The organism is Aeromonas sp. INTO2, from assembly GCF_049860605.1.
GTDB classification, from domain to species: Bacteria; Pseudomonadota; Gammaproteobacteria; order Enterobacterales; family Aeromonadaceae; genus Aeromonas; species Aeromonas caviae.
The window spans coordinates 852,452-877,067 of the sequence record NZ_CP187588.1 but is presented as its reverse complement, the minus strand read 5'-3'; the positions used below and the strand labels follow the sequence as shown (position 1 = coordinate 877,067).

The 24,616-nt window shown below is 62.6% G+C and carries 20 protein-coding genes; 13 read left to right on the top strand and 7 right to left on the bottom strand.

The annotated features are described in order from the left end of the window. Positions 1–4: 4 nt before the first annotated feature. Together ACPW74_RS04205 and ACPW74_RS04200 are read right to left on the bottom strand one after the other, a co-directional pair. Complete coding sequence (locus ACPW74_RS04205; RefSeq protein WP_425858578.1) at positions 5–1,168, bottom strand: vWA domain-containing protein; 1,164 nt, start codon at positions 1,166–1,168, stop codon at positions 5–7. Beyond that, entirely contained in the window at positions 1,169–2,011 is an 843-nt protein-coding gene (locus tag ACPW74_RS04200) for an AAA family ATPase (RefSeq protein ID WP_425858577.1), read from the bottom strand. It abuts the gene before it with no gap. 163 nt (positions 2,012–2,174) lie between these two features. Here ACPW74_RS04200 and cysK point away from each other — a divergent pair, with 163 nt between their 5' ends. The 5 genes from cysK to ACPW74_RS04175 all read left to right on the top strand — a co-directional run bounded on the left by cysK (position 2,175) and on the right by ACPW74_RS04175 (position 7,018). Beyond that, entirely contained in the window at positions 2,175–3,143 is a 969-nt protein-coding gene (cysK, locus tag ACPW74_RS04195) for a cysteine synthase A (RefSeq protein WP_010673571.1), read from the top strand. 443 nt (positions 3,144–3,586) lie between these two features. Continuing rightward, positions 3,587–3,844, top strand: a complete 258-nt coding sequence (locus tag ACPW74_RS04190) for an HPr family phosphocarrier protein (RefSeq protein WP_005303128.1) — start codon at positions 3,587–3,589, stop codon at positions 3,842–3,844. Positions 3,845–3,888: 44 nt separating this feature from the next. Next, entirely contained in the window at positions 3,889–5,616 is a 1,728-nt protein-coding gene (gene ptsI, locus ACPW74_RS04185) for a phosphoenolpyruvate-protein phosphotransferase PtsI (RefSeq protein WP_323918104.1), read from the top strand. A 43-nt stretch (positions 5,617–5,659) separates the two neighbouring features. Continuing rightward, a complete protein-coding gene (crr, locus tag ACPW74_RS04180; RefSeq protein ID WP_010673569.1) occupies positions 5,660–6,169 on the top strand; it encodes a PTS glucose transporter subunit IIA in 510 nt (169 codons plus the stop codon). A gap of 303 nt (positions 6,170–6,472) precedes the next feature. After that, positions 6,473–7,018: a cytochrome b gene (locus ACPW74_RS04175; RefSeq protein WP_425858576.1), complete on the top strand. Its 546-nt coding sequence runs from the start codon at positions 6,473–6,475 to the stop codon at positions 7,016–7,018. An 81-nt stretch (positions 7,019–7,099) separates the two neighbouring features. On the opposite strand, the gene ACPW74_RS04170 is transcribed toward ACPW74_RS04175, so the two are convergent. The 3 genes from ACPW74_RS04170 to ACPW74_RS04160 all read right to left on the bottom strand — a co-directional run bounded on the left by ACPW74_RS04170 (position 7,100) and on the right by ACPW74_RS04160 (position 12,617). Then, the gene (locus ACPW74_RS04170; protein WP_425858575.1) at positions 7,100–10,855 is read right to left on the bottom strand and encodes an AAA family ATPase; all 3,756 of its coding nucleotides are present in this window, start codon (positions 10,853–10,855) and stop codon (positions 7,100–7,102) included. Continuing rightward, positions 10,852–12,078: an exonuclease SbcCD subunit D C-terminal domain-containing protein gene (locus tag ACPW74_RS04165; protein WP_043155829.1), complete on the bottom strand. Its 1,227-nt coding sequence runs from the start codon at positions 12,076–12,078 to the stop codon at positions 10,852–10,854. Before ACPW74_RS04165 ends, ACPW74_RS04170 begins: the two co-directional genes overlap by 4 nt. A 110-nt stretch (positions 12,079–12,188) precedes the next feature. Beyond that, positions 12,189–12,617: a GNAT family N-acetyltransferase gene (locus tag ACPW74_RS04160; protein WP_010673565.1), complete on the bottom strand. Its 429-nt coding sequence runs from the start codon at positions 12,615–12,617 to the stop codon at positions 12,189–12,191. A 179-nt stretch (positions 12,618–12,796) separates the two neighbouring features. Here ACPW74_RS04160 and rdgC point away from each other — a divergent pair, with 179 nt between their 5' ends. Next, the gene (gene rdgC / locus ACPW74_RS04155; protein ID WP_010673564.1) at positions 12,797–13,708 is read left to right on the top strand and encodes a recombination-associated protein RdgC; all 912 of its coding nucleotides are present in this window, start codon (positions 12,797–12,799) and stop codon (positions 13,706–13,708) included. 179 nt (positions 13,709–13,887) lie between these two features. On the opposite strand, the gene ACPW74_RS04150 is transcribed toward rdgC, so the two are convergent. Continuing rightward, positions 13,888–14,505, bottom strand: coding sequence for an arylesterase (locus ACPW74_RS04150; protein WP_216944497.1), 618 nt, complete (start codon positions 14,503–14,505; stop codon positions 13,888–13,890). A 112-nt stretch (positions 14,506–14,617) separates the two neighbouring features. Here ACPW74_RS04150 and ggt point away from each other — a divergent pair, with 112 nt between their 5' ends. Beyond that, positions 14,618–16,399, top strand: a complete 1,782-nt coding sequence (gene ggt / locus ACPW74_RS04145; protein ID WP_216944498.1) for a gamma-glutamyltransferase — start codon at positions 14,618–14,620, stop codon at positions 16,397–16,399. Positions 16,400–16,773: 374 nt separating this feature from the next. Then, a complete protein-coding gene (ybaL, locus tag ACPW74_RS04140) occupies positions 16,774–18,405 on the top strand; it encodes a YbaL family putative K(+) efflux transporter (protein WP_109112435.1) in 1,632 nt (543 codons plus the stop codon). Between the two features lie 97 nt (positions 18,406–18,502). Here the strand turns inward: ybaL and ACPW74_RS04135 are convergent, their stop codons facing one another. Beyond that, positions 18,503–19,804, bottom strand: a complete 1,302-nt coding sequence (locus ACPW74_RS04135) for a sigma 54-interacting transcriptional regulator (RefSeq protein WP_425858574.1) — start codon at positions 19,802–19,804, stop codon at positions 18,503–18,505. Between the two features lie 352 nt (positions 19,805–20,156). Here ACPW74_RS04135 and ACPW74_RS04130 point away from each other — a divergent pair, with 352 nt between their 5' ends. From ACPW74_RS04130 to ACPW74_RS04110, 5 genes are all read left to right on the top strand, one after another. After that, positions 20,157–20,735: a hypothetical protein gene (locus ACPW74_RS04130; protein ID WP_223302574.1), complete on the top strand. Its 579-nt coding sequence runs from the start codon at positions 20,157–20,159 to the stop codon at positions 20,733–20,735. Positions 20,736–20,922: 187 nt separating this feature from the next. After that, complete coding sequence (locus tag ACPW74_RS04125) at positions 20,923–21,882, top strand: hypothetical protein (RefSeq protein WP_010673558.1); 960 nt, start codon at positions 20,923–20,925, stop codon at positions 21,880–21,882. A gap of 52 nt (positions 21,883–21,934) precedes the next feature. Continuing rightward, positions 21,935–22,612 (top strand): C39 family peptidase, encoded by a 678-nt coding sequence (locus ACPW74_RS04120; protein WP_039039335.1) that lies wholly within the window; start codon positions 21,935–21,937, stop codon positions 22,610–22,612. A gap of 7 nt (positions 22,613–22,619) precedes the next feature. Then, entirely contained in the window at positions 22,620–23,279 is a 660-nt protein-coding gene (locus ACPW74_RS04115) for a hypothetical protein (RefSeq protein ID WP_226043932.1), read from the top strand. A gap of 63 nt (positions 23,280–23,342) precedes the next feature. Then, the gene (locus tag ACPW74_RS04110; RefSeq protein WP_042864210.1) at positions 23,343–24,536 is read left to right on the top strand and encodes a transporter; all 1,194 of its coding nucleotides are present in this window, start codon (positions 23,343–23,345) and stop codon (positions 24,534–24,536) included. Positions 24,537–24,616: the final 80 nt, after the last annotated feature.

Below are 24,616 nucleotides of genomic sequence, written 5' to 3'. Positions count from 1 at the left end.
AGGGTCACAGCTGGTCGATGGCCGCAGCCAGACCCGCCAGGGTCAGCGGGTGCATCCGCCCGCCGATCAATTCGTTCATCAACTTGATGGAGGGGTGCCACAGCCACTCCTGCCTTGGCAGCGGATTGACCCACACCATCTTGGGGAAATGTTGTTGCAGGCGCCCGAGCCACACCTGGCCGGGCTCCTCGTTCCAGTACTCTACGCTGCCACCTGGCCAGGTGATTTCATAGGGGCCCATCTTCGCATCCCCCACCACCATCACCCTGTAGTCGCTGCCGTAGGTGCGCAGCAGCCGCAAGGTATCGAACCGATCATCATGGCGCCTGGCATTGTCCTGCCAGACGAAGTCGTAGAGGCAGTTGTGAAAATAGAAGAACACCAGGTGCTTGAACTCGTGGCGCAGGGCCGAAAAGAGGCGCTGCACCTCGGCCACATGGGCATCCATGGAGCCCCCTACGTCGAAGAAGACCAGCAGTTTGACCCCGTTGTGGCGCTCGGGCCGCAGTTTCACATCGAGCCAGCCTTGCCTGGCCGAGCTTTGGATGGTGTTGTCGAGATCCAGCTCGTCGGGATTGCCCCGGCGCACCCAGCGCCTGAGCTTGCGCAGGGCGAGCTGGATGGCGCGCTGCCCCAGGGGCGAGTCGTCACTGAAGTTGCGAAAGTGGCGCGCCTCCCACACCTTGGTCGCCCGCCCGTGCTGGCCCTCTCCCCCCATGCGGATCCCTTCCGGGTGATAACCACCGTGACCGAACGGGCTGCTGCCCCCGGTGCCGACCCACTTGTTGCCGCCGGCGTGGCGCGCTTTCTGCTCGCTTAGCCGCTGGTTGAGGGTCGCCAGCAGCTGGTCCAGCCCGCCAAGGGATTGGAGCAACGCCTTCTCCTCCGGGCTTAACAGTCGCTCGAACTCCTTGCGCAGCCAGTCGTCAGGCAGGCTCTCCGGCAACAGGGGGATGGCGGCCAACCCTTCGTAATACTCGGCGAAGGCGCGATCGAAGCGATCGTAGTGCGCCTCATCCTTCACCAGCAGGCAGCGGGATAGCTGGTAGAACTCGTCCATGTCGAGGCTGGCCAGTCTGGCTGCCAGCGCCGCGTGGAGGTCGAGCAACTCCCGCAGGCTGCAAGGAAGCTTGTGGCGGCGCAGGTGAAGGAAGAAGTCGATGAGCATTCAGCCGCCGCGGCGCGCCAGAAAGGCGAGCTTCTCGAAGAGGTGCAAGTCCTGCTCCGTCTTGAGCAGGGCACCGTAGAGAGCGGGCACCAGCTTGCCGGGCTCACGGGTGCGCAGGGCTTCGGGGGCGATGTCGTCCGCCAACAACAGCCGGATCCAGTCCAGCAGCTCGGAGGTGGACGGCTTCTTGCGCAGCCCCTCTACCGCACGCAGCTCAAAGAAGAGCGTCATCGCCTCGTCGAGCAGCCGCTCCTTGAGGTCGGGGTAATGGAGCTTGACGATGGCCTGCATCTCGGCCTTGTCGGGAAAGCGGATGTAGTGGAAGAAACAGCGGCGCAGGAAGGCGTCCGGCAGCTCTTTTTCGTTGTTGGAGGTGATGATGACCACGGGGCGCTGGCGCGCCTTCACGCGCTCGCCGGTCTCGTAGACATCGAACTCCATCCGATCCAGCTCCAGCAGCAGATCGTTGGGAAACTCGATGTCCGCCTTGTCGATTTCATCGATGAGCAGCACTGGCCGCAGCTCTGCGCTGAAGGCCTGCCACAGCTTGCCCCGGCGGATGTAGTGGCCTATCTCCCCTACCCTGGGGTCACCGAGCTGGGAGTCTCGCAGCCGGGCGACGGCATCATATTCGTAGAGCCCCTGCTGGGCCTTGGTGGTGGACTTGATGTGCCAGCTGATGAGCTCGGCGCCCAGGGATTCGGCCACCGCCTCCGCCAGCACCGTCTTGCCCGTACCGGGCTCACCCTTGATGAGCAGCGGCTTCTCCAGCACGATGGCGGCATCGACGGCCATCTTCAGTGCCTGTGATGCGAGATAGCGGTCGCTTCCTGCAAATCCCATGAGATCCCTTCCATTGGATGCCTAGGCAGCGGGAGCCCCCTCGGCAAGAGAGAATAAGTTCTATATGTTGTAATAACATATTGTTATAACGATTCGTCACTTCTCATTCAGAAACCACAGGGTAATCTTGTTTCATCGCCTTAACAAACACAGGGATAGCACCATGAGCAAAATTTTTGAGGACAACAGCCAGACCATAGGCAACACCCCGCTTGTTCGTCTCAACCGTGTTACCAAGGGCCGCGTGCTGGCCAAGATCGAGAGCCGCAACCCGAGTTTCAGCGTCAAGTGCCGGATCGGTGCCAACCTCATCTGGGATGCCGAGAAACGCGGCGTGCTGACCAAGGGCAAGGAGATCATCGAGCCCACCAGCGGCAACACGGGCATTGCCCTGGCATTCGTGGCTGCGGCCCGCGGCTATCCCATCACCCTGACCATGCCAGCCACCATGAGCCTCGAGCGCCGCAAACTGCTCAAGGCCCTGGGTGCCAACCTGGTGCTGACCGAAGGCCCCCTCGGCATGAAGGGCGCCATTGCCAAGGCCAACGAGATCCTCGAATCCGAGCCGGGCAAGTACGTGCTGCTGCAACAGTTTGAAAACCCGGCCAACCCGGAAATCCACGAGCAGACCACTGGCCCCGAGATCTGGGACGCCACCGATGGCGAGGTGGATGTGTTCGTGGCGGGCGTCGGCACCGGCGGCACCATCACCGGGGTCTCCCGCTACATCAAGAAGACCAAAGGCAAGGCCATCGTCTCCGTGGCGGTCGAGCCCAGCGAATCCCCTGTCATCAGCCAGAAACTGGCGGGTGAAGAGATAAAGCCCGGTCCCCACAAGATCCAGGGCATCGGCGCCGGCTTCATCCCGGGCAACCTGGATTTGAGCCTGCTGGACCGCGTCGAGCAGGTGAGCAGTGACGAAGCCATCGAGATGGCCCGCCGCCTGATGGAAGAGGAAGGGATCCTGGCCGGTATCAGCTCCGGCGCTGCCGTGGTCGCTGCCAATCGTCTGGCCGAGCAGCCGGAGTTCGAAGGGAAAACGATTGTCGTCATCCTGCCGAGCGCCGCCGAGCGTTACCTCTCCAGCGCCCTCTTCGCCGGTGTGTTCAGCGAGCAGGAATTGCAGCAGTAGTTGATCAGCCAACACCAAAACGACGGCGCTCCTCGGAGCGCCGTTTTCATTATGCGCTAAACTCTCTAGCCATCAGTGCCACTCGGCCCCTTATTTTTTGGGGTAAAATAACAAACTTGGATATGACAAAAAAAGCAGACATTCTGTGATAAATCTCATATCCTGTGCGGCGTCACGAGGTGTTTGCTGGCAAGGTATCACAAGGTAACAAAGTGTTATTTTTCGTTAGAAAATAATTTCAGGCCAGGCCTGACGCGGCTTGCAGCCTGATAACGAAAAATTACCTGGCCACGACGCCGAATACTGCACAGAAAATTGACCTGGATTAAACCATTGCAGGTCTGATTTCGTTACTTTACAACATATCCATACTGACACGGTGAGACAGGAAGCCTCATTGGCGACCATCTCTCCAAACAATATCAATAATATGGGGTGAAACCATGTACGAGAAGTCTGTTGTTATTACTGCTGAAAACGGCCTGCACACCCGTCCTGCAGCTCAGTTCGTGAAAGAAGCCAAAGAATTCCAAAGCGAGATCACTGTGGTCTCCGGTGGCAAATCCGCCAGCGCCAAGAGCCTGTTCAAGCTCCAGACCCTGGGTCTGACCAAAGGCACCAACGTGACCATCCAGGCTGACGGCCCGGACGCTCAGAAAGCCGTTGAGAAGCTGGTTGCCCTGATGGACGAGCTGGAGTAATCCAGCTTTATTCCTCCCCCACAGTCGTTTTAATAGGAAGGATTATGATATCTGGCATTCTTGCGTCCCCCGGTATCGCATTCGGCAAGGCGCTTCTTCTGAAAGAAGATGAAATCGTTATCAATCAGGGCAAGATTCCCGCCGAACAGATTGATGCCGAGATCAACCGCTTCCTCGAAGCCCGCACCAAATCAGCCGCACAGCTGGAAGCCATCAAAGAGATGGCCGGTCGCACCTTCGGTGAGGAAAAAGAGGCCATCTTCGAAGGCCACATCATGCTGCTCGAAGATGAAGAGCTGGAAGGGGATATCAGATCCTTCATCAAAGAACACAAGGCCTCTGCCGACAGAGCCGTTCACGAGGTGATCGAACAGTACGCCAAGATGATGGCCGATCTGGATGACCCCTATCTGCGTGAGCGCGCCACCGACTTCCGTGACATCGGCACCCGTCTGGTCAAGAACGTACTGGGCATCGCCGTTGTCAACCTGAGCACCATCGACGAAGAGGTCATCCTGGTCGCCAAAGACCTGACCCCGTCTGAAACCGCTCAGATCAACCTGAAATACGTGCTGGGCTTCGTCACCGACATCGGTGGCCGAACCTCCCACACCTCCATCATGGCCCGCTCCCTGGAGCTGCCGGCCGTCGTGGGCACCAACGACATCACCGAGCGCGTCAAGAACGGTGACATGCTGGTGCTGGATGCGATCAACAACCAGGTCATCATCAACCCGACTGCCGACCAGTTGAACGAAGCCAAGAAGTTCCAGGCCCAGTTCCAGGCAGAGAAGGACGAGCTGGCCAAGCTCAAAGACCTGCCTGCCATCACCCTGGATGGCCACCAGGTCGAAGTGTGCGCCAACATCGGGACCGTCAAGGATACCGAAGGTGCCATCCGCAACGGCGCCGAAGGCGTGGGTCTGTACCGTACCGAGTTCCTGTTCATGGACCGTGACGCGCTGCCGACCGAAGAGGAGCAGTTCAAGGCTTACAAAGAAGTGGCCGAAGCCATGCCGGATCAACCGATTATCGTCCGTACCATGGACATCGGCGGCGACAAAGAACTGCCCTACATGAATTTCCCGAAAGAGATGAACCCCTTCCTGGGCTGGCGTGCCGTGCGTATCTTCTTCGATCGCACCGACATCATGCACGCCCAGCTGCGGGCCATCCTGCGTGCGTCTGCCTTCGGCAAACTGCGCATCATGTTCCCGATGATCATCTCCGTCGAAGAGTTCCGCAGCCTGAAGGCTACCGTGGAGACGCTGAAAGCCGAACTGCGTGCCGAAGGCAAAGCCTTTGATGAATCCATCGAAGTGGGTATCATGATTGAGACCCCGGCCGCGGCCGTGATGGCTCATCATCTGGCCAAGGAAGTGGATTTCTTCAGTATCGGTACCAACGACCTGACCCAGTACACCCTGGCTGTCGACCGTGGTAACGAGATGATTTCCGCCATGTACAACCCGCTGTCACCCTCCGTCCTGACCCTGATCAAGATGGTGATCGACGCTTCCCATGACAATGGCAAGTGGACCGGTATGTGCGGTGAACTGGCTGGTGACGAACGCGCCACCCTGCTGCTGCTGGGTATGGGTCTGGATGAGTTCTCCATGAGCGCCATCTCTGTACCGCGTATCAAGAAGCTTATCCGCAACACCAACTTCGAAGATGTGAAGGCCATGGCCGACCAGGCGCTGAGCTTTGCCACCGCCGCCGAAATCGAAGCGTGCGTAGATAACTTTATTAAGCAGAAGGCAGTCTGCTAAGATCGGCTGCAAACAGCGACAATCATCTCTAGGAGCTTTTACTATGGGTCTGTTCGACAAACTGAAGAAACTGGTTTCCGACGACAGTTCTGACACTGGCGGCATCGAAATCTTTGCTCCGCTGTCCGGCGAAATCGTCCCCATCGAAGATGTGCCTGACGTCGTCTTCGCCGAGAAGATCGTCGGCGACGGCATCGCCATCAAGCCGGCCGGCAACAAGATGGTTGCTCCGTGCGACGGCACCATCGGCAAAATCTTCGAGACCAACCACGCGTTCTCTCTGGAGTCCGACTCTGGTATCGAGCTGTTCGTTCACTTCGGTATCGACACCGTCGAGCTGAAGGGTGAAGGCTTCACCCGTATCGCTCAGGAAGGTCAACAGGTCAAGCGCGGTGACACCATCATCGAGTTCGATCTGGCCGTTCTGGAAGCCAAAGCCAAGTCTACCCTGACGCCTGTGGTCATCTCCAACATGGACGAGATCAAAGAGCTGGTGAAAATGACTGGCGCCGTGACCGTGGGCGAAACCCCGGTGATCCGCATCAAGAAATAATGCGCCCTGGCCTGACGCCAGCGACCGCCAAAAACCGAAGCCTGGTGCTTCGGTTTTTTTTTTGCCCCTTCCATCTCCTGATACTCCATGGGCTCCCGCACAGGTCAGCATGACGGCAGAAAGGCAGAAAGGCAGAAAGGCAGAAAGGCAGAAAGGCAGAAAGGCAGAAAGGCAGAATTGTTATCGAGATCGACACGGGCATAAGCAAGCCGAGTACCCTCAAGAGGGATACCTGCGGGTCCTTTGGCTCGATATGAGACGGGATGAAAAGAGATAAGCCGCTTAAGTGGCGAGGAGACAACGATGCTGAGAAATACCGAACAACGTTATGGCAGCCTGAGCATAGGGCTGCATTGGTTGACCCTGCTGCTGATGATCGCCGTCTATGCGCTGATGGAGTTCAGGGACATCTTCCCCAAAGGGTCGGCCGGCCGCGACCTGATGAAGGAGTTTCACTTCATGGTGGGTCTGCTGATCCTGGCGCTGGTGGTCGTGCGCCTGCTGGTGCGCGTGGGTAGCCCTTCACCGCGTATCGTGCCCGAGCTCTCCCCCCTGATGCTCACGCTGGCCAAGCTCGCCCATCTGGCGCTCTATGGCTTCCTGATCCTCACCCCGCTGCTGGGCTGGCTGCTGTTGAGCGCAGGGGGCAAACCCATTCCCTTCTTCGGCCTGGCGCTCCCCGCCCTCATCGCCCCCGATGACGGCCTGAAGGGCACTATCAAGGAGTTGCACGAGACGCTGGCCAGCATTGGCTATGCTCTGATTGCCCTGCACGCAGCGGCAGCCATCTACCACCACCATGTGCTCAAGGACAACACCCTGACCAATATGCTGCCCGAGCGCAAATAACCAGCAACGGGTTGCACACCAACAAAAAGGCCCCTGTGACAGGGGCCTTTTTGTTCATGGAGGGTCATGGGCGACACGTCGTCATCCGGGCAACACTACCCGGCTTTCGCCGCCGCCGAGGGCCTCCACCCGCACCTGCACGCCGATCCGCTCCACCAGGGTCTGCACGTGGGAGATGACCCCGATCTGGCGACCAGCCGCCTGCAGGGAGTCGAGACTGGAGAGCGCCAGATCCAGGCTGTCGGGATCCAGGGTGCCGAAGCCCTCGTCGATAAAGAGCGATTCGACCTGGGTCTGCCGTGACGACAGGCTGGAGAGGGCCAGCGCCAGCGCCAGCGACACCAGGAAGCTCTCGCCGCCGGAGAGGGAATCTACCGAGCGCACCTCGTCCCCCATGTCGAGATCCACCACCTGCAGCGCCAGATCGGTGCCGGGCACCCTCTCCAGCCGATAGCGGGGGGAGAGCTCGGCGAGCTGGGCGTTGGCCTCCAGCAGCAACCGCTCCAGGGTGAGGCTCTGGGCGAAGGTACGCAGCTTGGCGCCGCTGGCCGAACCGATGAGATCGGAGAGTCGCTGCCAGTGATCCGCCACCGCCTGCTGGGCGGCCAGCTCCTCCTGCAAGGTGCCCGCCTTGAGGGCCGCCGCCTCGGCCTGGGCCAGCGTGCTCTTGCACTGGAACAGCTGCTCGTCGAGGGTGCGGCAGTGCGCCTCCAGCGCCGTCAGCCGGCTGGCTAGCTCCTGTGGCGCCAACGCGGCCAGCTCGGGGTGATGCTCGCGGTAACGATCCCGCTTGCTCTCCTCCAGCGCCAGCGCCCGCTGCCGCTCGGTCAAGCGGGTACGCGCCTCGGCGCGGGCATCCTCCAGCGCCTGCAAGGCGGCGCGGCGCCCCTTGAGCTCATCCGGGCTCATGGCCAGCAGGCGGCGCAGGTCATATTCGGCGATACCGAGACTGCTGGCGTGGGCAGCCCAGCGCCCCAGCACCTCCCGCCGCCGCCGACTGCTCACCTGTTTCTCCTGCTCCAGATGGCTGAGACGGGTCTTGAGCTCGGTCTGGCGCTCGCGCAGGGTGCGGGCCGTCCCCTGCATCGTCTCCCGCTCGCTGGCCAGTTGCTGCAGCCGCTGCTGCCAGCGGCTCTCGACCAGGGCAATCTCCTCCCCCCCCAGACAGGTGGCACGACTGGTAACCAGCCCCTGCCGTTGCTGTTCATGCTCCTTGTAGTCGCGTTCGAGCTTGTGCAGCAGCTCACGCTGGGTCTGCAGACGCGCCTCCTGGGCGCTCAGGGCCGGGGTGAGGCTGGCAATCTCGCCGGTCAGCCGCTCCCACTCGCTCTGGCCGTGCAGCCAGGCCTCGCAGGCCCGCTGCCACTCGTGCCACTGCTGGCTGCCCAGCCACTGACGCCAGGGCTGGCCTCCCATCTGCTCATCGAGCCGGCTGCCCCCCTGCTCAAGGCGCTGGCGCAGGGTCGTTTCCTGCTCGCCCATCCCCTTCACCTCCCCTTCCAGGGCGATGCGCTGGCGGTCGGCCTCCTGCCACTGCTGCTCGAACTGCTGGTGCTGGCTGGCCAGCTGGCTCAGCTGCTGGCGCACGGCCTGCAACTGCTGCTGCCCCTGCTGGGCCTCGCGCAGCTGCTGCTGGCTGCGGGCCAGCCCCTGCTCCAGGCTCTGGCCGCGGCCGAGCAGGGTACTCATCAACTCGTTCCACTCGATTGGGCTTTGACGCAGCGGCAACGGATGGCCCAGCAGTTCGGCACCGCCGAGCTGCTGCCAGCGCTGGGTCAGCTGCTCGGCGCGCGTCTCCAGCTCAGGCAGATGCTGCTGACGCACCGCTAGCTGGCGGGCCAGCTCCTGGCGTTCGCTCTCGCACTGAATGTATTGGTGATTGAGCCGATCCCACTCAAGCTCCAGGCTGCGGACGCGCTCCGCCAGCTGGCCGAGAATACCGGCCACCTGCGGCTGGCTCTGGTGATAGGGGTGCTCCTCGGCGCCACACAGCGGGCAAGGTTCACCGTCGCGCAGGATGTGGCGATGCTGCTCGAAACTGGCGATGGCACGGGACTGCTCCAGCGCGTGGCGTGCCTCGTCCCGTTGCAGGGCGAGCCGCTCGCGGGCCGGCGTCAGCTCGTCGCCGAGGATGGCCAGCTTGCCGAGCGCCTGCTCCAGCTGGGCGATCTCCTGCTGCAGGCGACCATGCTGCTCACCGTGATTGCGGCCATAGTCCGCCAGCTCCAGCAGCTGACGCAGCTGGCCGAGCTGCTCGGTCTGCCCTTGCCACTGCTCCTGCGCCTTGGCCAGGCGCCCCTCCCACTGCTGCTCCTGCAGCTCGTGCTGCTGTTGCTGCAGCCGCGCCTGCTCGCGCTGCCAGTAGTCGCGCTCCTGCTGCCCCTGCTCCAGCTGGCGCTGCAACTGCCTGAGGGCACGCAGCTTGTGCTCGCGCAGGGTAAGAAGCTGCTGCAGCCTGTCGGCATCCTCGGCCCAATCCTGCATGGCGGTGAGCAGGGGCTGCCACTGGCGGGCCACCGGCGCTAGCTCCTTGTGCTCCTCAAGCCAGGCCCCCCACTGCTGGTGCTGGGCCTTGAGCTGCTCCACCTGCTGGCGCTGCTGGCGCCAGCCCTGCTCCAGGGTGAGCTGGACTTCCCGCTCCTGCGCCCCCTCCTGCTGGATCTTCTGCAGTTGCTGCTGCTTTTCCCGAATGCGGGTGTCGAGCTCCTGCGCCCGTTTGAGTTCGGGTTGCAGGGCGCCCCACTCGCGCTCGGCGGCGATCTTCTCCGCCAGCAGTTGCTGTTCGGTGAGGGCGCTCTGCTGGGTCTGCTCCTCCAGCTTGCCAAGTTCGGGACCAAGCTCGGCCAGCGCCTTCTCCTGCTGCTGCACCTCCAGGGTGAGGCGAGCCAGCTCGTCGTGATCGGCGCGGGCCACCTGGGCCTGCTCGGCGCGGGCGAACTCCTCCCGCTCGGGGGCGGCCGCAGCGTGGGCCACCTCGGCCGCGGCAAGGGCCGCCTCTCCCTCCTGACAGGCCTGCAACTGGGCGGCGATGCGGCCGTTGAGATCGCGCAAGTCCTGCATCAGCTGCTGTTGCTGCTGCTCGTGCTTGAGGCTGGTGGCAAGGCTTATCTGCTGGCTCACCCACTGCTCGCGGGTCGCCTCGTCCATCAGCGCCACGTCACCGAGCCGCTGGCTGATGGCAGCCAGTTTCTGCTGCTCCTCCCGCGCCCGCTCATGGGTCTGGACCGAAATGGCGGAGTAGAGCTCGGTGCCAGTCATCCGTTCGAGCAGGGCCGAACGCTCATCGGCGCTCGATTTTAGGAAGGCGGCAAACTCCCCCTGCGGCAGGATGACGGCGCGGCGAAACTGCTCCCAGGAGAGCCCCACCAGCTCGTCGATGCGATCCTGCAGCTCCCGCTTGCTGCCACTGAACACCTGGCCCGACGCCACGTCGGTCAGGCTGCGCTCCTGGGCCTGAAAGCGCCCCTCGGCGCGGTTGCGGGCCCGGCGCACCGCCCAGCGGGCCAGCCAGATGCGGCCGTCACAGCCGCGAAACTGCACCTCGGCAAAACCGCTGGCGTGGCCGCGGCTGAGGATGCCGCGCACGTCGTTGGCCTTGAGCTTCTCCTCGTCATCCATGCGGCCCACTTCGGCGACATTCTTGCGATTGGCGATAAAGCGCGGCATCTCGTCGTAGAGCGCCAGACAGATGGCATCGAGCAGGGTGCTCTTGCCCGCGCCAGTATTGCCGGTGATGGCAAACAGGCCGGCAGCCCCCAGAGCGCCACCGGCAAAATCGATGGTGAATTGACCGGTCAGGCTGGCCAGATTCTCCCCTGACAGCGACAAGATTTTCATTGGCTGGACTCCTTCACCTGCTCCAGGATCTCTTCAAACGACGCCACCAGCTCGGCCTCCGGCTCCCCGTCGAACTGACGCTGATAGCAGAGGCGAAACACCTCGGTGGGGGAGAGCTCATCGAGCCTGCGCTGGCCGGCACCATCCGCCAGCCCCTGGCCCGAGCCCTGATAACTGGTCGTGATGCGGGCAAGGCGCACCGGCTTGTCGCCGATGGCGGCCAGCACGCGCTCGCGGATGCGGGCCTCGGGTTTGGGCAGCAGCAGCCGCACCTCGAGGAAGGGCTGCGCCTGCTGCGGGCAAGCGGGTAGCGCCAGCGCCTCGATGGCCTGGAGCGCCTCGTCAAGGCCGCTCTGGGGCAGCCGGATCATCTCCACCGCGCGGGGCACCGGGATCCGCTCAAGGCGGGCCAGTTTGCCCCTCTCAAACGTCACCTCCAGCACCTGATGGTTGTAATTCGCCTCGGCCAGCGAGAGCGGCAGCGGCGAGCCGCTGTAGTGCACCCCCTCGGCCGGACTCTGGGCCAGGTGCAGGTGACCCAGCGCCGTGTAGTCGGCGGCGGCAAACAGCTCGGCAGGCAAAGCGTGCTGGTTGCCGCCGAGCACCCGCCGCTCGGAGAGCTCGGAGAGCTGGCCCGCCGCCAGATAGGCGTGGCCCATGGCGATGAGGGCCTGATCCGGATGGCAGCGCGCCCGCCCCTCGCTCAGCACCGCCTCATAGACTTGGCGTACCCCTTCGATGAGTCTGTCCTGCCCCTCCCTGAGCCCGTCGGGGCGCAGATCGCTACTGCGCAGAAACGGCACGGCGGCGCACCAGGCGGCCACCTCGCCGTTCTTGCCTCGCAGCGGCACCAGCAGGCGCTCGGTCTCGAGGCGCCCCTCGTCGTCCCGGCTGATGCTGCCCACCAGATGGAGGTCGAAAGCGCGCAGCAGCTCGTGGGGGGCATCCAGCTTGGAGGGAGAGTCGTGGTTGCCGCCGATGAGCACCATCTCCAGTGCCGGGTGCTCGGCCCGCAGCCGTGCCAGGAAGCGGTAGAGCTGCTGCCAGGCACTGGCGGGAGGGTTGGCGGTGTCGAACAGATCGCCCGCCACCAGCAGGGCATCGATGTCGCGGGTCTTGATGGTGTCGGCCAACCAGTCGAGGAAGGCGTCGTGTTCGAAGCGGCGGTCGTGGCCGTGAAGCTGATGACCGAGGTGCCAGTCGGCGGTGTGCAGGATCTTCATGGAAAACGGCTCGATAAGGAGAAGAGAGCGGGGGCGAGGGCGCCCCGGGATGGAAACAAGATGAGGATGGAGCCCCCCGTTTTCAACCGGGGCAGCCCCAGACGTCAGATTCAGACGGCTTGGTAATGCATCTGGTACTGAAGATGACCGGTGAGGGGATCGGGCACCTCCCCCCCGATTTCAAAGCCGTGGCGGCGGTAGAAACGCACCGCAGGCTCGTTCTCCACGAAGACCCGGGTATGCAGCTCGGCACATCTGGATCTGGCTTCCTGCAACAGGGCGTGCCCCACCCCCCGCCCCTGCCTATCGGGGCGCACGAAGAGTGCAGCCAGGTAATCATCCACCAGCGCCATGAAGCCGAGCAGGTCCCCTCGCTCCTCGAACACCCAGATGCGGGCGTGATCGAGGTAGCGGGTACGCAGCTCCTCCTGAGCCTGCCACCAGCAGGAGGCATCGACGAAATCGTGGGCCTGCAGGGAGGCCAGGAGCCAGATTTCGACGATCTCTTCCATGTCTTCCGGCCGACTCTGTCTCAACATGGTCGCCTCCTTGTCAGCAATGTGAACACTCGCAGTCTAGGGGAGTTGGGCCCGCTCCCGGGGGATCAAGGTGGGGCCCTGTGAGGTCGATCGCCCTTTATTTAGCGAGAATGATTGGCTGATCACAAAGCGCCTCTCTAGTACAATGCCCGCCGGACAATCTAGAGACCGAGGACGCCATGTGGTTTAAAAACCTGCAGATTTACCGCTTTACCCGCCCCTTCGACCTGACCGTTGAGCAGCTGGAAACCCAGCTGGAAGCCTGCGCCTTCACCCCCTGCGGCAGCCAGGACATCTCCCGGTTCGGGTGGGTCAAGCCCCTTGGCAAATTCGGCTCCACCCTGACCCACGCCGCCTCTGGCCACATCCTGCTGTGCGCTCGCAAGGAAGAGAAGATGCTGCCCGGCACCGTGGTCAAGGAGATGCTGGCGGAGAAGGTAGAGGCCATTGAATTCGAACAGGGTCGCGCCCTCAAGAAGAAAGAAAAAGAAGCGCTGAAAGAGGAGATCATGCACACCCTGCTGCCCCGCGCCTTCAGCCGCACCAGCCAGACCTTCGCCTGGATAAACCCTGCCGACAACCTGATGGTGGTGGATGCAGGCTCCGCCAAGAAGGCGGACGATCTGCTGGCGCTCTTGCGCAAATCCATCGGCTCCCTGCCGGTAGTGCCGGTGGCCCTCAAGAACCCGCCCGAGATCACCATGACCGAGTGGCTCAATGAGGGCAACCTGCCCGCCGCCTTCACCCTGGAGGACGAAGCCGAGCTGCGCAGCGCCATGGAGCACGGCGGCATCATCCGCTGCAAGCAGCAGGATCTGATGAGCGAGGAGATCAAGAATCACCTGGCCAACGACAAGCTGGTGACCAAGCTGGCCCTCAACTGGGGCGAAACCCTGAGCTTCGTGCTGGGGGATGATCTCTCCATCAAGCGCCTCAAGTTCAGCGAAGAGCTGCGCGAGCAGAACGACGACGTCACCAGTGAAGATCCCGCCGCCCGCCTGGACGCCGACTTCGCCCTGGTCACCGCCGAGCTCTCCCAGTTCATCCCGGCCCTGTTTGCTGCCCTGGGCGGTGAAGAGCAGTCCATCTAAGCAAATTGGCTCAGCCTGATTGCAAAAAACCGCCTTCACGGCGGTTTTTTCATCTCCATCGGCATCATCGCCACGGGCTGGCCCCCTCCGGGGTAGCGCCGCCGCCCTCCCGCCGCGCAATCCCCTGAGCCCATTGATTGCGGCAGCATGGCGCACTGCCCCGGCAGCATGACATCTCGCTAGAGTGCCCCCCTTTCCTGCAACAGTCGATGAAGTCGCTGCGCCAGGGTGCGGTAACCCTCGGCATTGAAATGCACCGCATCGGACTTCAGGGCCGGGTCTCGCAGCAACTCACCGATGCTGTCGTTGTCCAGCACCAGCCCGTACTGCTCTGCCAGCTCCCCGTAGAGGGGAGCGCCATCGGCAAACAGGGATTTTCGGGGCACCCCGACAAGCAGGATCTGGGCCCCGCTCCCCTGCACCGCCTCTATCATGGCAGCGAGATTGGCCTTGAGGGCCGCCTCCCCGCTGCCACGCAGGATGTCGTTGCCCCCCTCCAGCAGGATGACCAGAGCGGGTCTGTGCCGGGCCAGCAACCCGGGCAGGCGGGCCCTGCCGGCCTGGCTCAGCTCTCCGGACACCCCGCCATTGACCACGGGATGGCCGCTCAGGGTCGCCAGCACGCTGGGGTAGCTTTGGGACGGGCTCACCCCGCGCCCCTCGGTCAGACTGTCCCCGAAGGCGAGCAGGGTCTCCCCCTGGGCCAGCGGTCTGAAGGTCGGCTCCCCGCAGGCCGCCAGCAACAGGCAGAGCAGCCCCGCCATGCAAGGTTTCGCCAGCGTCCCCCGGTGTGTCATGAGCGCCTCCTTGATAGTTTTGTAACCATATGAGTATTAAGACAAACTTTTAATCAAGCTCCAAGTGTGACACATTTCGGCAGGTGAACAAGAAACCGACAAGGAGCCTGTCATGTCCCTCAAACCCCTCGGCCTGCTGGTCGCCCTCGGCCTGCTTGGCGGCTGCGCCTCCCAGGATGGCTTTCACTATGTCCCTCCTCCCCAGACCCTGATCGCCCCGGAGGCGGCCAGCGGCTGGATTGACAAACCGGGCTGGCAGGGCCGTGACTTCATGGTGGCGGCGGCCAACCCGCTGGCAGTGGATGCGGGCTACCAGATCATCAAGGCGGGGGGCAGCGCCGTCGATGCAGCCATCGCCGTCCAGCTGGTGCTGACTCTGGTGGAGCCCCAATCCTCGGGTATCGGCGGCGGCTCCCTCATGCTGGTGTGGGACGGCAAGCAGGTGGCGGCGGTGGATGGCCGGGAGACAGCCCCCGCCGCTGCCACCGATCAGCTCTTCATGAAGGCGGGCAAACCCATGGCCTTCTATGAGGGGGTGGTGGGCGGGCGCTCCGTCGGCGCCCCCGGCACGGTGCGTGCCCTGGCCCTGGCGCACGAGCGCTATGGCAAGCTGCCCTGGGCCACGCTGTTCGAACCCGCCATCACCCTCGCGGAACAAGGGTTCGTGATAAGCCCCCGCCTCGCCACCCTGCTGGCAAAAGATCCCTATCTGGCCGGGGATCCGGACGCCCGTGCCTACTTCTATCAGGCGGACGGCACTCCCAAGACGGCCGGTACCCGGCTCACCAACCCGGCCCTGGCCAGGGTGCTGCGTACCCTGGCAAGCGATGGCCCCGACGCCTTCTATCGCGGCCCGCTGGCCGAGGCCATGGTGGCCAAGGTGCACGCCCACCCGACCAACCCCGGGGTGCTGAGCGCCGCCGATCTCGCCAGCTACCGGGCCAAGCTGCGGGACGGGCTCTGCTTTGACTATCGCCAGAGCGAGATCTGCGGCTTCCCGACCCCCTCCTCCGGCACCATCGCCCTTGGCCAGATTTTCGGCATGCTGGAGAGCCGGGACATGGCCGCACTCAAACCGGTACAGGGGGAGCAGGGTCAACTGGCCGCCTCCAGCGAGGCCATTCACCTCTACAGCGAGGCTGCACGCCTCGCCTTCGCCGATCGCAACCAGTATGTGGCCGACGGCGACGTCGTCGACGTGCCGGTGACAGGCCTGCTGGACAAGGGCTATCTGGCGCAGCGGGGGCACCTTATCGGCAACCGCTCCATGGGCGTCGCCCAGCCCGGCAACCCGCCCCGGGCGCTGGCCAGGGGCCGGGACGCCACCCCGGAGCTGCCCTCCACCAGCCACATCTCCATCGTGGACAAGAGCGGCATGGCGGTGGCCATGACCAGCTCCATCGAGGATGGCTTCGGCTCGCGGCTGATGGTCAACGGCTACCTGCTGAACAACCAGCTCACCGACTTCTCCTTCACCTCGGTGGACGCCGCCGGCCTGCCGGTGGCCAATCGGGTGGAGCCCGGCAAGCGCCCCCGCTCCTCCATGTCGCCCCTGCTGGTGTTTGACAAGGCAAGCGGCGAGCTCGAGATGAACCTGGGCTCCCCGGGAGGCTCGGCCATCATCAACTACGTGGGCAAGGCGCTGCTCGGCACCCAGGATTGGGGGCTCGACCTGCAGCAGGCCATCAACCTGCCCAATTTCGGCAGTCGCAACGGCCCCACCGAGCTGGAGCAGGGGCGCACGCCCGACGCCGTGGTTCAGGGGCTCAAGGCCAGAGGGCACGAGGTCCTGCTTAACGAGCAGACCTCCGGGCTGCAGGGCGTCCAGCGCCATGCCGGCGGCTGGCTGGGAGCCGCAGACCCCAGACGTGAGGGGGTCGCCAGGGGAGAGTGATGCCCCTTCAGCACCCTCGTTCACCATGGAGGAGGCCAGCCTCCTCCATGCCGTGTGCTCATAGGTGTTCTCCCTTGCCTCCCAATATCATCATAGATTGATTATTTCTGCCAATTTTTCTTTAACCGCACACTCTTTTCACCCAATCGCAATGCATTAAAGATGCTTTTCATCAAAATCAACGAAAAAACTGGAACAGTGTTGCTCATGGCATATAAATGCATTACTTTTCAATAGAAACGGCATCTGTTGCCCTCAAGATTTCCCCTTGATACGGCCAACTTCTGTCTCTTTCGCCCCCTGCTCATTGACAGCTGCCCTCTTCGCCTTCGGGTGATCTGGTAGCCCCTGACTGCCATTAGCGAGGTGACGACATGGACCACTCACTCCCCCTTATCACCACCCTGGTAGGCGGCCTCGTGCTGGCCTACCTCTTCGGCATGCTGGCAAGCCGCCTGCGCATCTCCCCCATGGTGGGCTACCTCGCGGCCGGCGTGGTATGCGGCCCCTTTACGCCGGGCTATGTCGCCGACCTGCGGCTCGCCCCCGAGCTGGCCGAAATCGGCGTCATCCTGCTGATGTTTGGTGTCGGCCTGCACTTTTCCGTGAAAGACCTGCTGTCGGTGAAACACATCGCCATCCCGGGAGCCATCGTCCAGATAACCCTTGCGACCCTGCTCGGCCTTGGCCTCTCCCAACTGCTCGACTGGACCGTGACCGCCGGCCTGGTGTTTGGCCTGGCCCTCTCCACCGCCAGTACCGTGGTGCTGCTGCGCGCCCTGGAGAGCCGCGGCCAGCTCGACACCAACGAGGGACGCATCGCCATCGGCTGGCTCATCGTGGAGGATCTGGTGATGGTGCTGGCCCTGGTACTGCTCCCCATCCTCGCCAACCTGCAGCAAGGGGGCGAGGCACTGACCCCGGCCCAGGTGATGGCGGATATCGGCCTGACCCTGGCCAAGGTGGCTGCCTTCATCGCCCTGATGGTCATCGGCGGACGCCGCCTCATCCCCTGGCTGCTGGCCCGCACCGCCGCCACCGGCTCCCGCGAGCTGTTCACCCTGGCCGTCCTCTCCTGTTCTCTGGGCATCGCTTTTGGCGCCGTCAAGCTGTTTGGCGTCTCCTTTGCCCTCGGCGCCTTCTTCGCCGGCGTCGTGATGAACAGCTCCCATCTGAGCCACAAGGCGGCCAACGACACCCTGCCCCTGCAGGACGCCTTCGCCGTGCTCTTCTTCGTCTCCGTGGGCATGCTGTTCGACCCCGTCATCCTGCTGCGCGAGCCCCTGGCCGTGCTGGCCACCCTGTTCGTCATCGTGATCGGCAAATCCGTGGCCGCCTTCGCCATCGTGCGGCTCTTTGGCCACAGCCAGCGCACGGCGCTGACCATCTCCGCCAGCCTGGCACAGGTGGGGGAGTTCTCCTTCATCCTGATGGGTCTCGGAGTCATGCTCGAGCTGGTCCCCGGAGTCGCCCGTGATCTGGTGCTGGTCGGCGCCTGTTTCTCCATCGTGCTCAATCCGCTGGTCTTCAACCAGGCGGAGCGCTGGCTGAGGCGCCATCCCGATCCACGCACCGATGGGTCACCTCACCTCTGCCCCTTGCAGGGCCATGTGGTGGTAGTGGGCGCCGACGAGATAGGTCAGCACCTCATCCGGCAGTTGCATGAACAAGGCAGGGAGATAGTGGTGATCGACACCGACGAGCGACTGCTGGCCCCCTGGCGCGCCATGGGGATCACCTGTCTGGCGGGCCATCCCATCCAGCAGGATCTGCTGACGGCGGCGCTGCCCAACGCCAGCTGGCTGCTGATCACCCTGGATGACAGCCTGCTGGCCGGTGAGATAGCCATCAGGGCGCAGGAATACGGCGCCCTGATGCGCATCGCCGCCTGTGCCCACCAGCACGAGGAGGTGCATCATCTGCGCGTGCGCGGCGTGCATCAGGTGGTCAAGAGCGAGGAGGAGGCTGCGCGGCGACTCTGTCACCTGGCCATGGAGATGGCCTGAAGCTCATCGAAGTAACGAGTCCCCACGATGGGGCCAGACAAGCAGCCCGGGCCTGCTGCCCGGGCTTTTTGCATGACGGGGCGATACTGCCGTCCCCTCACAGCAGATCGTGCTTGTCCAGCAGGCGATAGAGGGTGGCCCGGGAGATATCGAGCGTGCGGGCCACCTCCTCGAGCTGATCGGGGAAGCGGGCCAGCGTCCGTTGCAAGGCCTGACGCTCCGCCGCTTCGCGCACCGCCTTGAGCGAGCCGTCGAGCAGCAGGCTGTCCATGTTGGTCAGCTCCATGTCATCGGCTTCGATGAAGGGGCCGCTGCACATGACCACCGCCCGCTGCACCCGGTTGCGCAGTTCCCTCACATTCCCCGGCCAGCCATAGGACTGCATGGCCTGGCGCGCCTTGCGGGTGAAGCTGAGCACCCGCCCGCCCCGCACTTCCGCCAGAATGTCATCGGCAAGGAGCTGGATGTCTTCCGCCCGCTCGCACAAGGCCGGGGTGCGCAGGCGCACCACGTTGAGCCGGTAATAGAGATCCATGCGAAATCCGCCGCTGGCCACCGCCTGCTCCACATCGATATTGGTGGCCGCGATGATCCGCACATCCACACGACGCGTCAGGTGGCTGCCCACCGCCTCTATGCACTGCTCCTGCAAGAAGCGCAGCAGGGTTGCCTGATCCTCCAGTGGCAACTCCCCTATCTCGTCGAGAAACAGGGTGCCGCCATCGGCGGCCTCTATCTTGCCTATCTTGTGGTGCTGTGCCCCGGTGAAGGCCCCCTTGACGTGGCCGAACAGCTCGGACTGGATGAGCTGATGGGGCATGGCCCCGCAATTGACCGCGACGAAGGGGCTCTCCTCCCCGAACGTGCTGTAGTGCAGCTCCCGGGCCACCAGCTCCTTGCCCGTGCCGCTCGGTCCCGTCACCAGTACGGGCAGGCGGCAATGCTGCAACCGCACGATCTGGTCGCGCAACTGGCGGATGGGGGCGCTCTCCCCCTGGATGAAACGCAGCTGGGGTTGCAGTCTGGGGCGGTGTCGCCGGATGAGGCGCGCCATCCCCAGGGCATGTCCCAGGCTGTGGGAGAGCCTGTCTCTGTCCAGGGGAAAGGTGTGAAAATCATGAAAACAGGCTGCCAGCAAATTGCGAAGGGCTTCGCTGGCGAGACAGTCCCGCTGGATGAGGCCGATCCACAAGGCGCCGGAGTGCTGCGCTATCAGGTTGTAGAGGGCTTCGTGCTGCTGATGCTCGATCACCACCAGCACCAGGGGATAGTCCTTTTCCTGCAGTTTTTTCTCTGCCACCACCAGGGAGCTTACCTGCTCCACCTGCCACTCGCCTTGTTCCAGCAGGCTTTCCAGTACGGCACATGAATTGATGAGCAACAATGCCGTTTCTGTCATAGGGACAACTCCTTGTTATCACCACTGCACGAGGGAGTCTGACGCTGACGACTTATCCAGATAACTCCCTTTATCATCAAATGGCGCCGTTTAATATGGCCAGACGATGATAACTATAAACCATCCCGCCTTTAGACTGATGGCACCACAATATTGAGACGGCAAAAATATCGGTGAGAAAAAATAAACCCTTTGATAAATAAGCGCTTACTTGGCGACATAATATGTCGCTCTCAACATTGAGACATAAAAACAATCATATCAAATAAAAAACAGTTAAAAATCAAAATATTGCCAATTGGCATGGTCGTTGCTCTCTCCAATAAGCCCTCCTGGCAGATGGAGACAGAACATGAAGACATATATTGCATTGGCAACATTTCCTTTTCTGGCATTTGCCACCCCCTCATTGGCACAAAACCGGGTCGATCTCGGTGCTCAGGCATTGAGCAATATTCGTGGTTCCATGGGCGTCAATATGGTTGCCGGTAATAACAACCAGCAAGGCAATCTTGCCGCCATCGCCATTTCGGGTCCGGCCGTCATTCAATTTGGCCAGCTGAATCAATCCACCACCAATCTGAACGGCAGCCAGAGCGTCGCCATCCTGGGCTCGGCCCTGAGCCAGAACCGGGGACTGGTCGGCATCAATCAGGGGGCGGGTGAGGGCAACCAGCAACTGAACGCCTTCGCCCTGTCCCTCGATGACAGCGGCCTGGGTGTCGTGACCGACATCAATCTCAGCTCCAGCGTCGCGAAGACCCCAGGGGGAAAGCCCCCCGCCAACACCACTACCAGCATCTATCTGGATGACACCGCCCTCACGGGCAGCAAGGGGGTCATTCAGGTGAACCAGGTCACGGGACAGGGAAACCAGTCAGTCAACATGGTTTCCCTGCCCCTGGCTGGCGCAGTAACGGCATCCCCATGATGCCGCAGGGATAGGAAGCCAGGCCCGGGGGTATCAGCCGATGGGCATATCTTCCGCTGAAAGTTCAATGGAGAGACTCATTATGCGTGGACTTATTTATAGCTCATTAGCCGCCGCGGTCATCATGGCCATGTCGGGCACTGCATCCGCCGATTACCGCGGTGACAGAGATGAGACAGGGGCAACCTTGACCAAGAAGGTCAAGGCAGAAGTCGATGTGGAATACGAAGGCAGGGTCAATGTCGGCGGCTACATCAACGTCAACAAACTCGGCATGGCCGTCGTGGACAACCAGCAGTCCAGTTCCATGATAGGCACCGCCAATACAAGAACGGAGAACACGAGCAAGATCGACGGCTCGTTCAAGGGTGCATCCGGTAACATCGGCGCCAACGTCGCAGCCGGTGACTCCAACGTACAGGGCAACAGCGCTTCCCTGGCCGCCTATGACGAGGTCGATGCCGAGTTCATCATGGGTCGTGGTCAACAACAACACGGCGCCCCTGGCGGATCGTCGGATGCCGAGGTCTTCTCCACCCAGAGCGCCAGCAACAACTGGACGACCAATCACGGCCATCAGAACAAGGCCGGTGTGGGCGATGGGGCCTTCAAGGATGCCGCAGGCAACATCGGGGTCAACGTGACCTCGGGCTCGGGTAACGTCCAGGCCAACAACATGGCAGCCTCCGTGTCCACCGGCAACATGGCCGTGGCCACCGTGGCCAACAGCCAGAGCGTCTCCAAGAACATGACCGAAAACCAAAGCCTGAGTGCAACCAAGACGGTTGACAAGGCAGGTGTGTTCCTCGGTCTCAAGGCTTGGGGCGATTACGAAGGGGGCGGTACCGGTCATGATGTCAAGAAAGGACATGGCCACGACAATGACAACGACAGGTACGGCAACAACAACCCGAAAGATGATGGCAAGTTCGAGTTCAAGGAAGAGGGTGACATCAAGCTCAGTGGGTACGCCGTCGGGTATATTCCCGTGGTCAACACCTACACCAGCCGCGAAACCTTCAACCGGGCAACCATCGATGGCGGCGCCTTCAACGGTGCCGTGGGCAACATCGGGGTGAACGTCTCCTCGGGGACCAACAACCTGCAAGCGAACAATCTCTCGCTGGCCGCAGGGTTTGCCAAGTAAGTCGATGCGAGGGGGCCCAGTGCCCCCTTTTTCCCTGACACTGGAGGTCTGAATGCGCTGGCTGTTGCTGTTGCTGTGCTGTCCTGCCGTCTGGGCGGGCTCGGTGCCACTGGGGGAGCATCTCCCGGCACTGGGGGATCTCAACAAACCGGTGCAGAGCATTCTGGAGCGCCGGTACGCCAACATCGAGCGCCAACATACGGATTTCAGCTGCGGGGCCGCCGCCGTCGCCACCATCTTGCGCTACGCCTACGGCCATGCAACCAATGAACGCTGGGTCATGGATGGCATGCTTGCCATGGCAGACCCGGAGCAGGTCAAGCACTACGGCTTCTCCATGCTCGACATGAAGCAGTACCTGCAAATGCTCGGCATGCGGGTCAGAGGGTATCGACTGGGCGATGAAAAACTGCGCCAGGTGAGGGTACCTACCATCGTCCTGCTCAACATTCGCGGCTATCAGCACTTTGCCGTGCTGCGGGCCATCGATCGCCATGATCGCGTCTATCTGGCAGACCCGGCCCTCGGCAACCGGGTGATCACCTTCAAGGAGTTCAAGGAGAGCTGGAACGGCATCCTCCTCGCCGTCATCGGCGCGGGCTATCGTCCCGATGCCCCCCTTGCCAACCCCTCTCCCCCGCTCTCTGTCAGAGGCAAGGATGGGCTCTTCGCCCCGGTCAATGAAACATCCCTGCTGGAATTCGGTTTTCAGCACAAAGAGCTAATGTGAGGTCATCATGAATACCCGACCCGCCCTATGCCTCCTCTGCAGCCTGGGTGGCATCGCCTCTCCGCTGCTGGCAGCACCGGACCCGCTGGCCCATCTGTCAGACCACTTTGCGCCCGAACTGGCGGACGGGGAGCTGGCCCACCTGCGCGGCCGCTATGTCAGCAGCCATGGCATCAGCTACTTCGGCATCGAGTTCATCTCGTCACTGACCACGGCCCAGGCCCAGCAGACGGCGGCCATGAACCTGGCGCTGAGCATTGTGCAAAACAAACCCAAGCTGGATGTGCGCGTCAAGGATGAGGTCAAGCCCGCGGCCACGCCCGCCAAGGAGGCCCAGGTGCAGGGGGCCGGGCTGGTGCAGGTCGTTCAACTGGAGGGGAGTGGCAACAGCTCGGTCAACCAGGCCGGTATTGAACTGACCCCCCCCACCATGACGGGACACCTGGTTCAGGCGGGCAGCTACGAGCATCAGGGCGATCTTGGTACCGCCACCTATCGGGTCTCGGGGAATTATGCCGGCTTGCAACTACACTCTTCCGACGGCCGGGTCCTGCTGGAGCAGAGCCTGCGCGGTACCGACTTCAGCCGGGGGCTGCTGCAGTTCAACAAGGTCAGGGGGGACGGTTTGCAGACGCTCAATCAGACCCGCATCTGGTTTTCGCGCTGAGAGCAGGTGAGTTCCCGGGGCTGAACTATAAGAAAGGATGATAAACAACAAGGACGTATCCCGATGAAACAGTCTCGCATGCTGTTGATTGCCCTCGCCCCCTTCGCCTGCTGGGGGGCCACGGCCGAGGAGGAGGCCCTGCAACAACAGCTGGATCTCCTGCGCCAGCAACTGATCCAGCAAAACCAGGCCCTTCATCAGCTCCAGGCCCGCCTGGAGGCCGTCAAGGCCGCCGGTGCCACGACGGCAACCGCCGGAGCCGGGGCCGCCGTCGCCTCCACCCAGCAGGACGCCTCACGGCGCACGCCGGAAGTCGGCCGCAGTACCGAAGACCTGATGATCGAACAGCACAATGTGTTCGACCGCGCCCTGACCGTCGATGTGGGCCTCTCCTACCAGCACTACAACCGCAAGGATCTCGCCCTGCGCGGCTTCCTCGCCCTGGACGCCATCTTCCTTGGCGAAATCAACCTGGATCGGGTGCGCTCCGATCAGTGGACGGCGGATGTCATCACCCGCTACACCCTCAACGATCGCTGGCAACTGGAGCTGGCCCTCCCCTACATGTTCCGCAACACCAACTACCAGAGCACCGGCAAGGAGAACTCCAGCCGCGACTTCGAGGAGCAGAGCGTCAGCGATGGCGGTCTGGGGGATCTCAGCCTCGCCATCTACTACAGGGTCATGGCCGAGAGCGAAGATTGGCCGGATCTGGTATGGAACTTCCGGGCCAAGGCGCCGACCGGCAAGGATCCTTACGGCATCGAGATCAACACCTCGGAATCGGGCAACCTGGTGACCCCCAAGGAGCTCGCCACCGGCAACGGGCTCTGGCAGCTCTCCACCGGCTTCTCCCTGGTCAAGACCATGGATCCCGCCATCCTGTTTGCCAGCCTCAACTATGGTCACAGCCTCAAGCAGGACTTTGACGATATCTCCTACCAGCCCGGCAACCAGCCCGGCAGCATCCAGCTGGGGGACTGGTATGAATATGGCCTGGGGGTCGCATTCGCCCTCAACGAACGCTTCAGCCTCTCCTTCAACATCAACCAGCGCGTCACCATGGAGTCCGAGCAGGGGTCCGAAGGCTTTGCCATGGAGAAGGTTACCGGCTCCGATGCCAACGCCGCCAGCTTTGGCATGGGGTCGACCTGGGCCATCACCGACAACCTCTCCATGGCGGTCAACTGGTCTGCCGGGCTCACCACGGACGCACCGGACTACACCATCGGGATCCGCTTCCCCTACCGCTTCTAGCCCCGTCAGGACCCCGGCAGGTTGACGACAAAAAACGAGGGAGGCATAACGCCTCCCTCTTCTTGTTGACGCCAGCCTGC

Excerpts from the sequence above, each read along its gene's own strand:
- ACPW74_RS04205 (WP_425858578.1), bottom strand. The coding sequence starts at position 1,168 with ATGCTCATCGACTTCTTCCTTCACCTGCGCCGCCACAAGCTTCCTTGC.
- ACPW74_RS04200 (WP_425858577.1), bottom strand. The coding sequence starts at position 2,011 with ATGGGATTTGCAGGAAGCGACCGCTATCTCGCATCACAGGCACTGAAG.
- cysK (WP_010673571.1), top strand. The coding sequence starts at position 2,175 with ATGAGCAAAATTTTTGAGGACAACAGCCAGACCATAGGCAACACCCCG.
- ACPW74_RS04190 (WP_005303128.1), top strand. The coding sequence starts at position 3,587 with ATGTACGAGAAGTCTGTTGTTATTACTGCTGAAAACGGCCTGCACACC.
- ptsI (WP_323918104.1), top strand. The coding sequence starts at position 3,889 with ATGATATCTGGCATTCTTGCGTCCCCCGGTATCGCATTCGGCAAGGCG.
- crr (WP_010673569.1), top strand. The coding sequence starts at position 5,660 with ATGGGTCTGTTCGACAAACTGAAGAAACTGGTTTCCGACGACAGTTCT.
- ACPW74_RS04175 (WP_425858576.1), top strand. The coding sequence starts at position 6,473 with ATGCTGAGAAATACCGAACAACGTTATGGCAGCCTGAGCATAGGGCTG.
- ACPW74_RS04170 (WP_425858575.1), bottom strand. The coding sequence starts at position 10,855 with ATGAAAATCTTGTCGCTGTCAGGGGAGAATCTGGCCAGCCTGACCGGT.
- ACPW74_RS04165 (WP_043155829.1), bottom strand. The coding sequence starts at position 12,078 with ATGAAGATCCTGCACACCGCCGACTGGCACCTCGGTCATCAGCTTCAC.
- ACPW74_RS04160 (WP_010673565.1), bottom strand. The coding sequence starts at position 12,617 with ATGTTGAGACAGAGTCGGCCGGAAGACATGGAAGAGATCGTCGAAATC.
- rdgC (WP_010673564.1), top strand. The coding sequence starts at position 12,797 with ATGTGGTTTAAAAACCTGCAGATTTACCGCTTTACCCGCCCCTTCGAC.
- ACPW74_RS04150 (WP_216944497.1), bottom strand. The coding sequence starts at position 14,505 with ATGACACACCGGGGGACGCTGGCGAAACCTTGCATGGCGGGGCTGCTC.
- ggt (WP_216944498.1), top strand. The coding sequence starts at position 14,618 with ATGTCCCTCAAACCCCTCGGCCTGCTGGTCGCCCTCGGCCTGCTTGGC.
- ybaL (WP_109112435.1), top strand. The coding sequence starts at position 16,774 with ATGGACCACTCACTCCCCCTTATCACCACCCTGGTAGGCGGCCTCGTG.
- ACPW74_RS04135 (WP_425858574.1), bottom strand. The coding sequence starts at position 19,804 with ATGACAGAAACGGCATTGTTGCTCATCAATTCATGTGCCGTACTGGAA.
- ACPW74_RS04130 (WP_223302574.1), top strand. The coding sequence starts at position 20,157 with ATGAAGACATATATTGCATTGGCAACATTTCCTTTTCTGGCATTTGCC.
- ACPW74_RS04120 (WP_039039335.1), top strand. The coding sequence starts at position 21,935 with ATGCGCTGGCTGTTGCTGTTGCTGTGCTGTCCTGCCGTCTGGGCGGGC.
- ACPW74_RS04115 (WP_226043932.1), top strand. The coding sequence starts at position 22,620 with ATGAATACCCGACCCGCCCTATGCCTCCTCTGCAGCCTGGGTGGCATC.
- ACPW74_RS04110 (WP_042864210.1), top strand. The coding sequence starts at position 23,343 with ATGAAACAGTCTCGCATGCTGTTGATTGCCCTCGCCCCCTTCGCCTGC.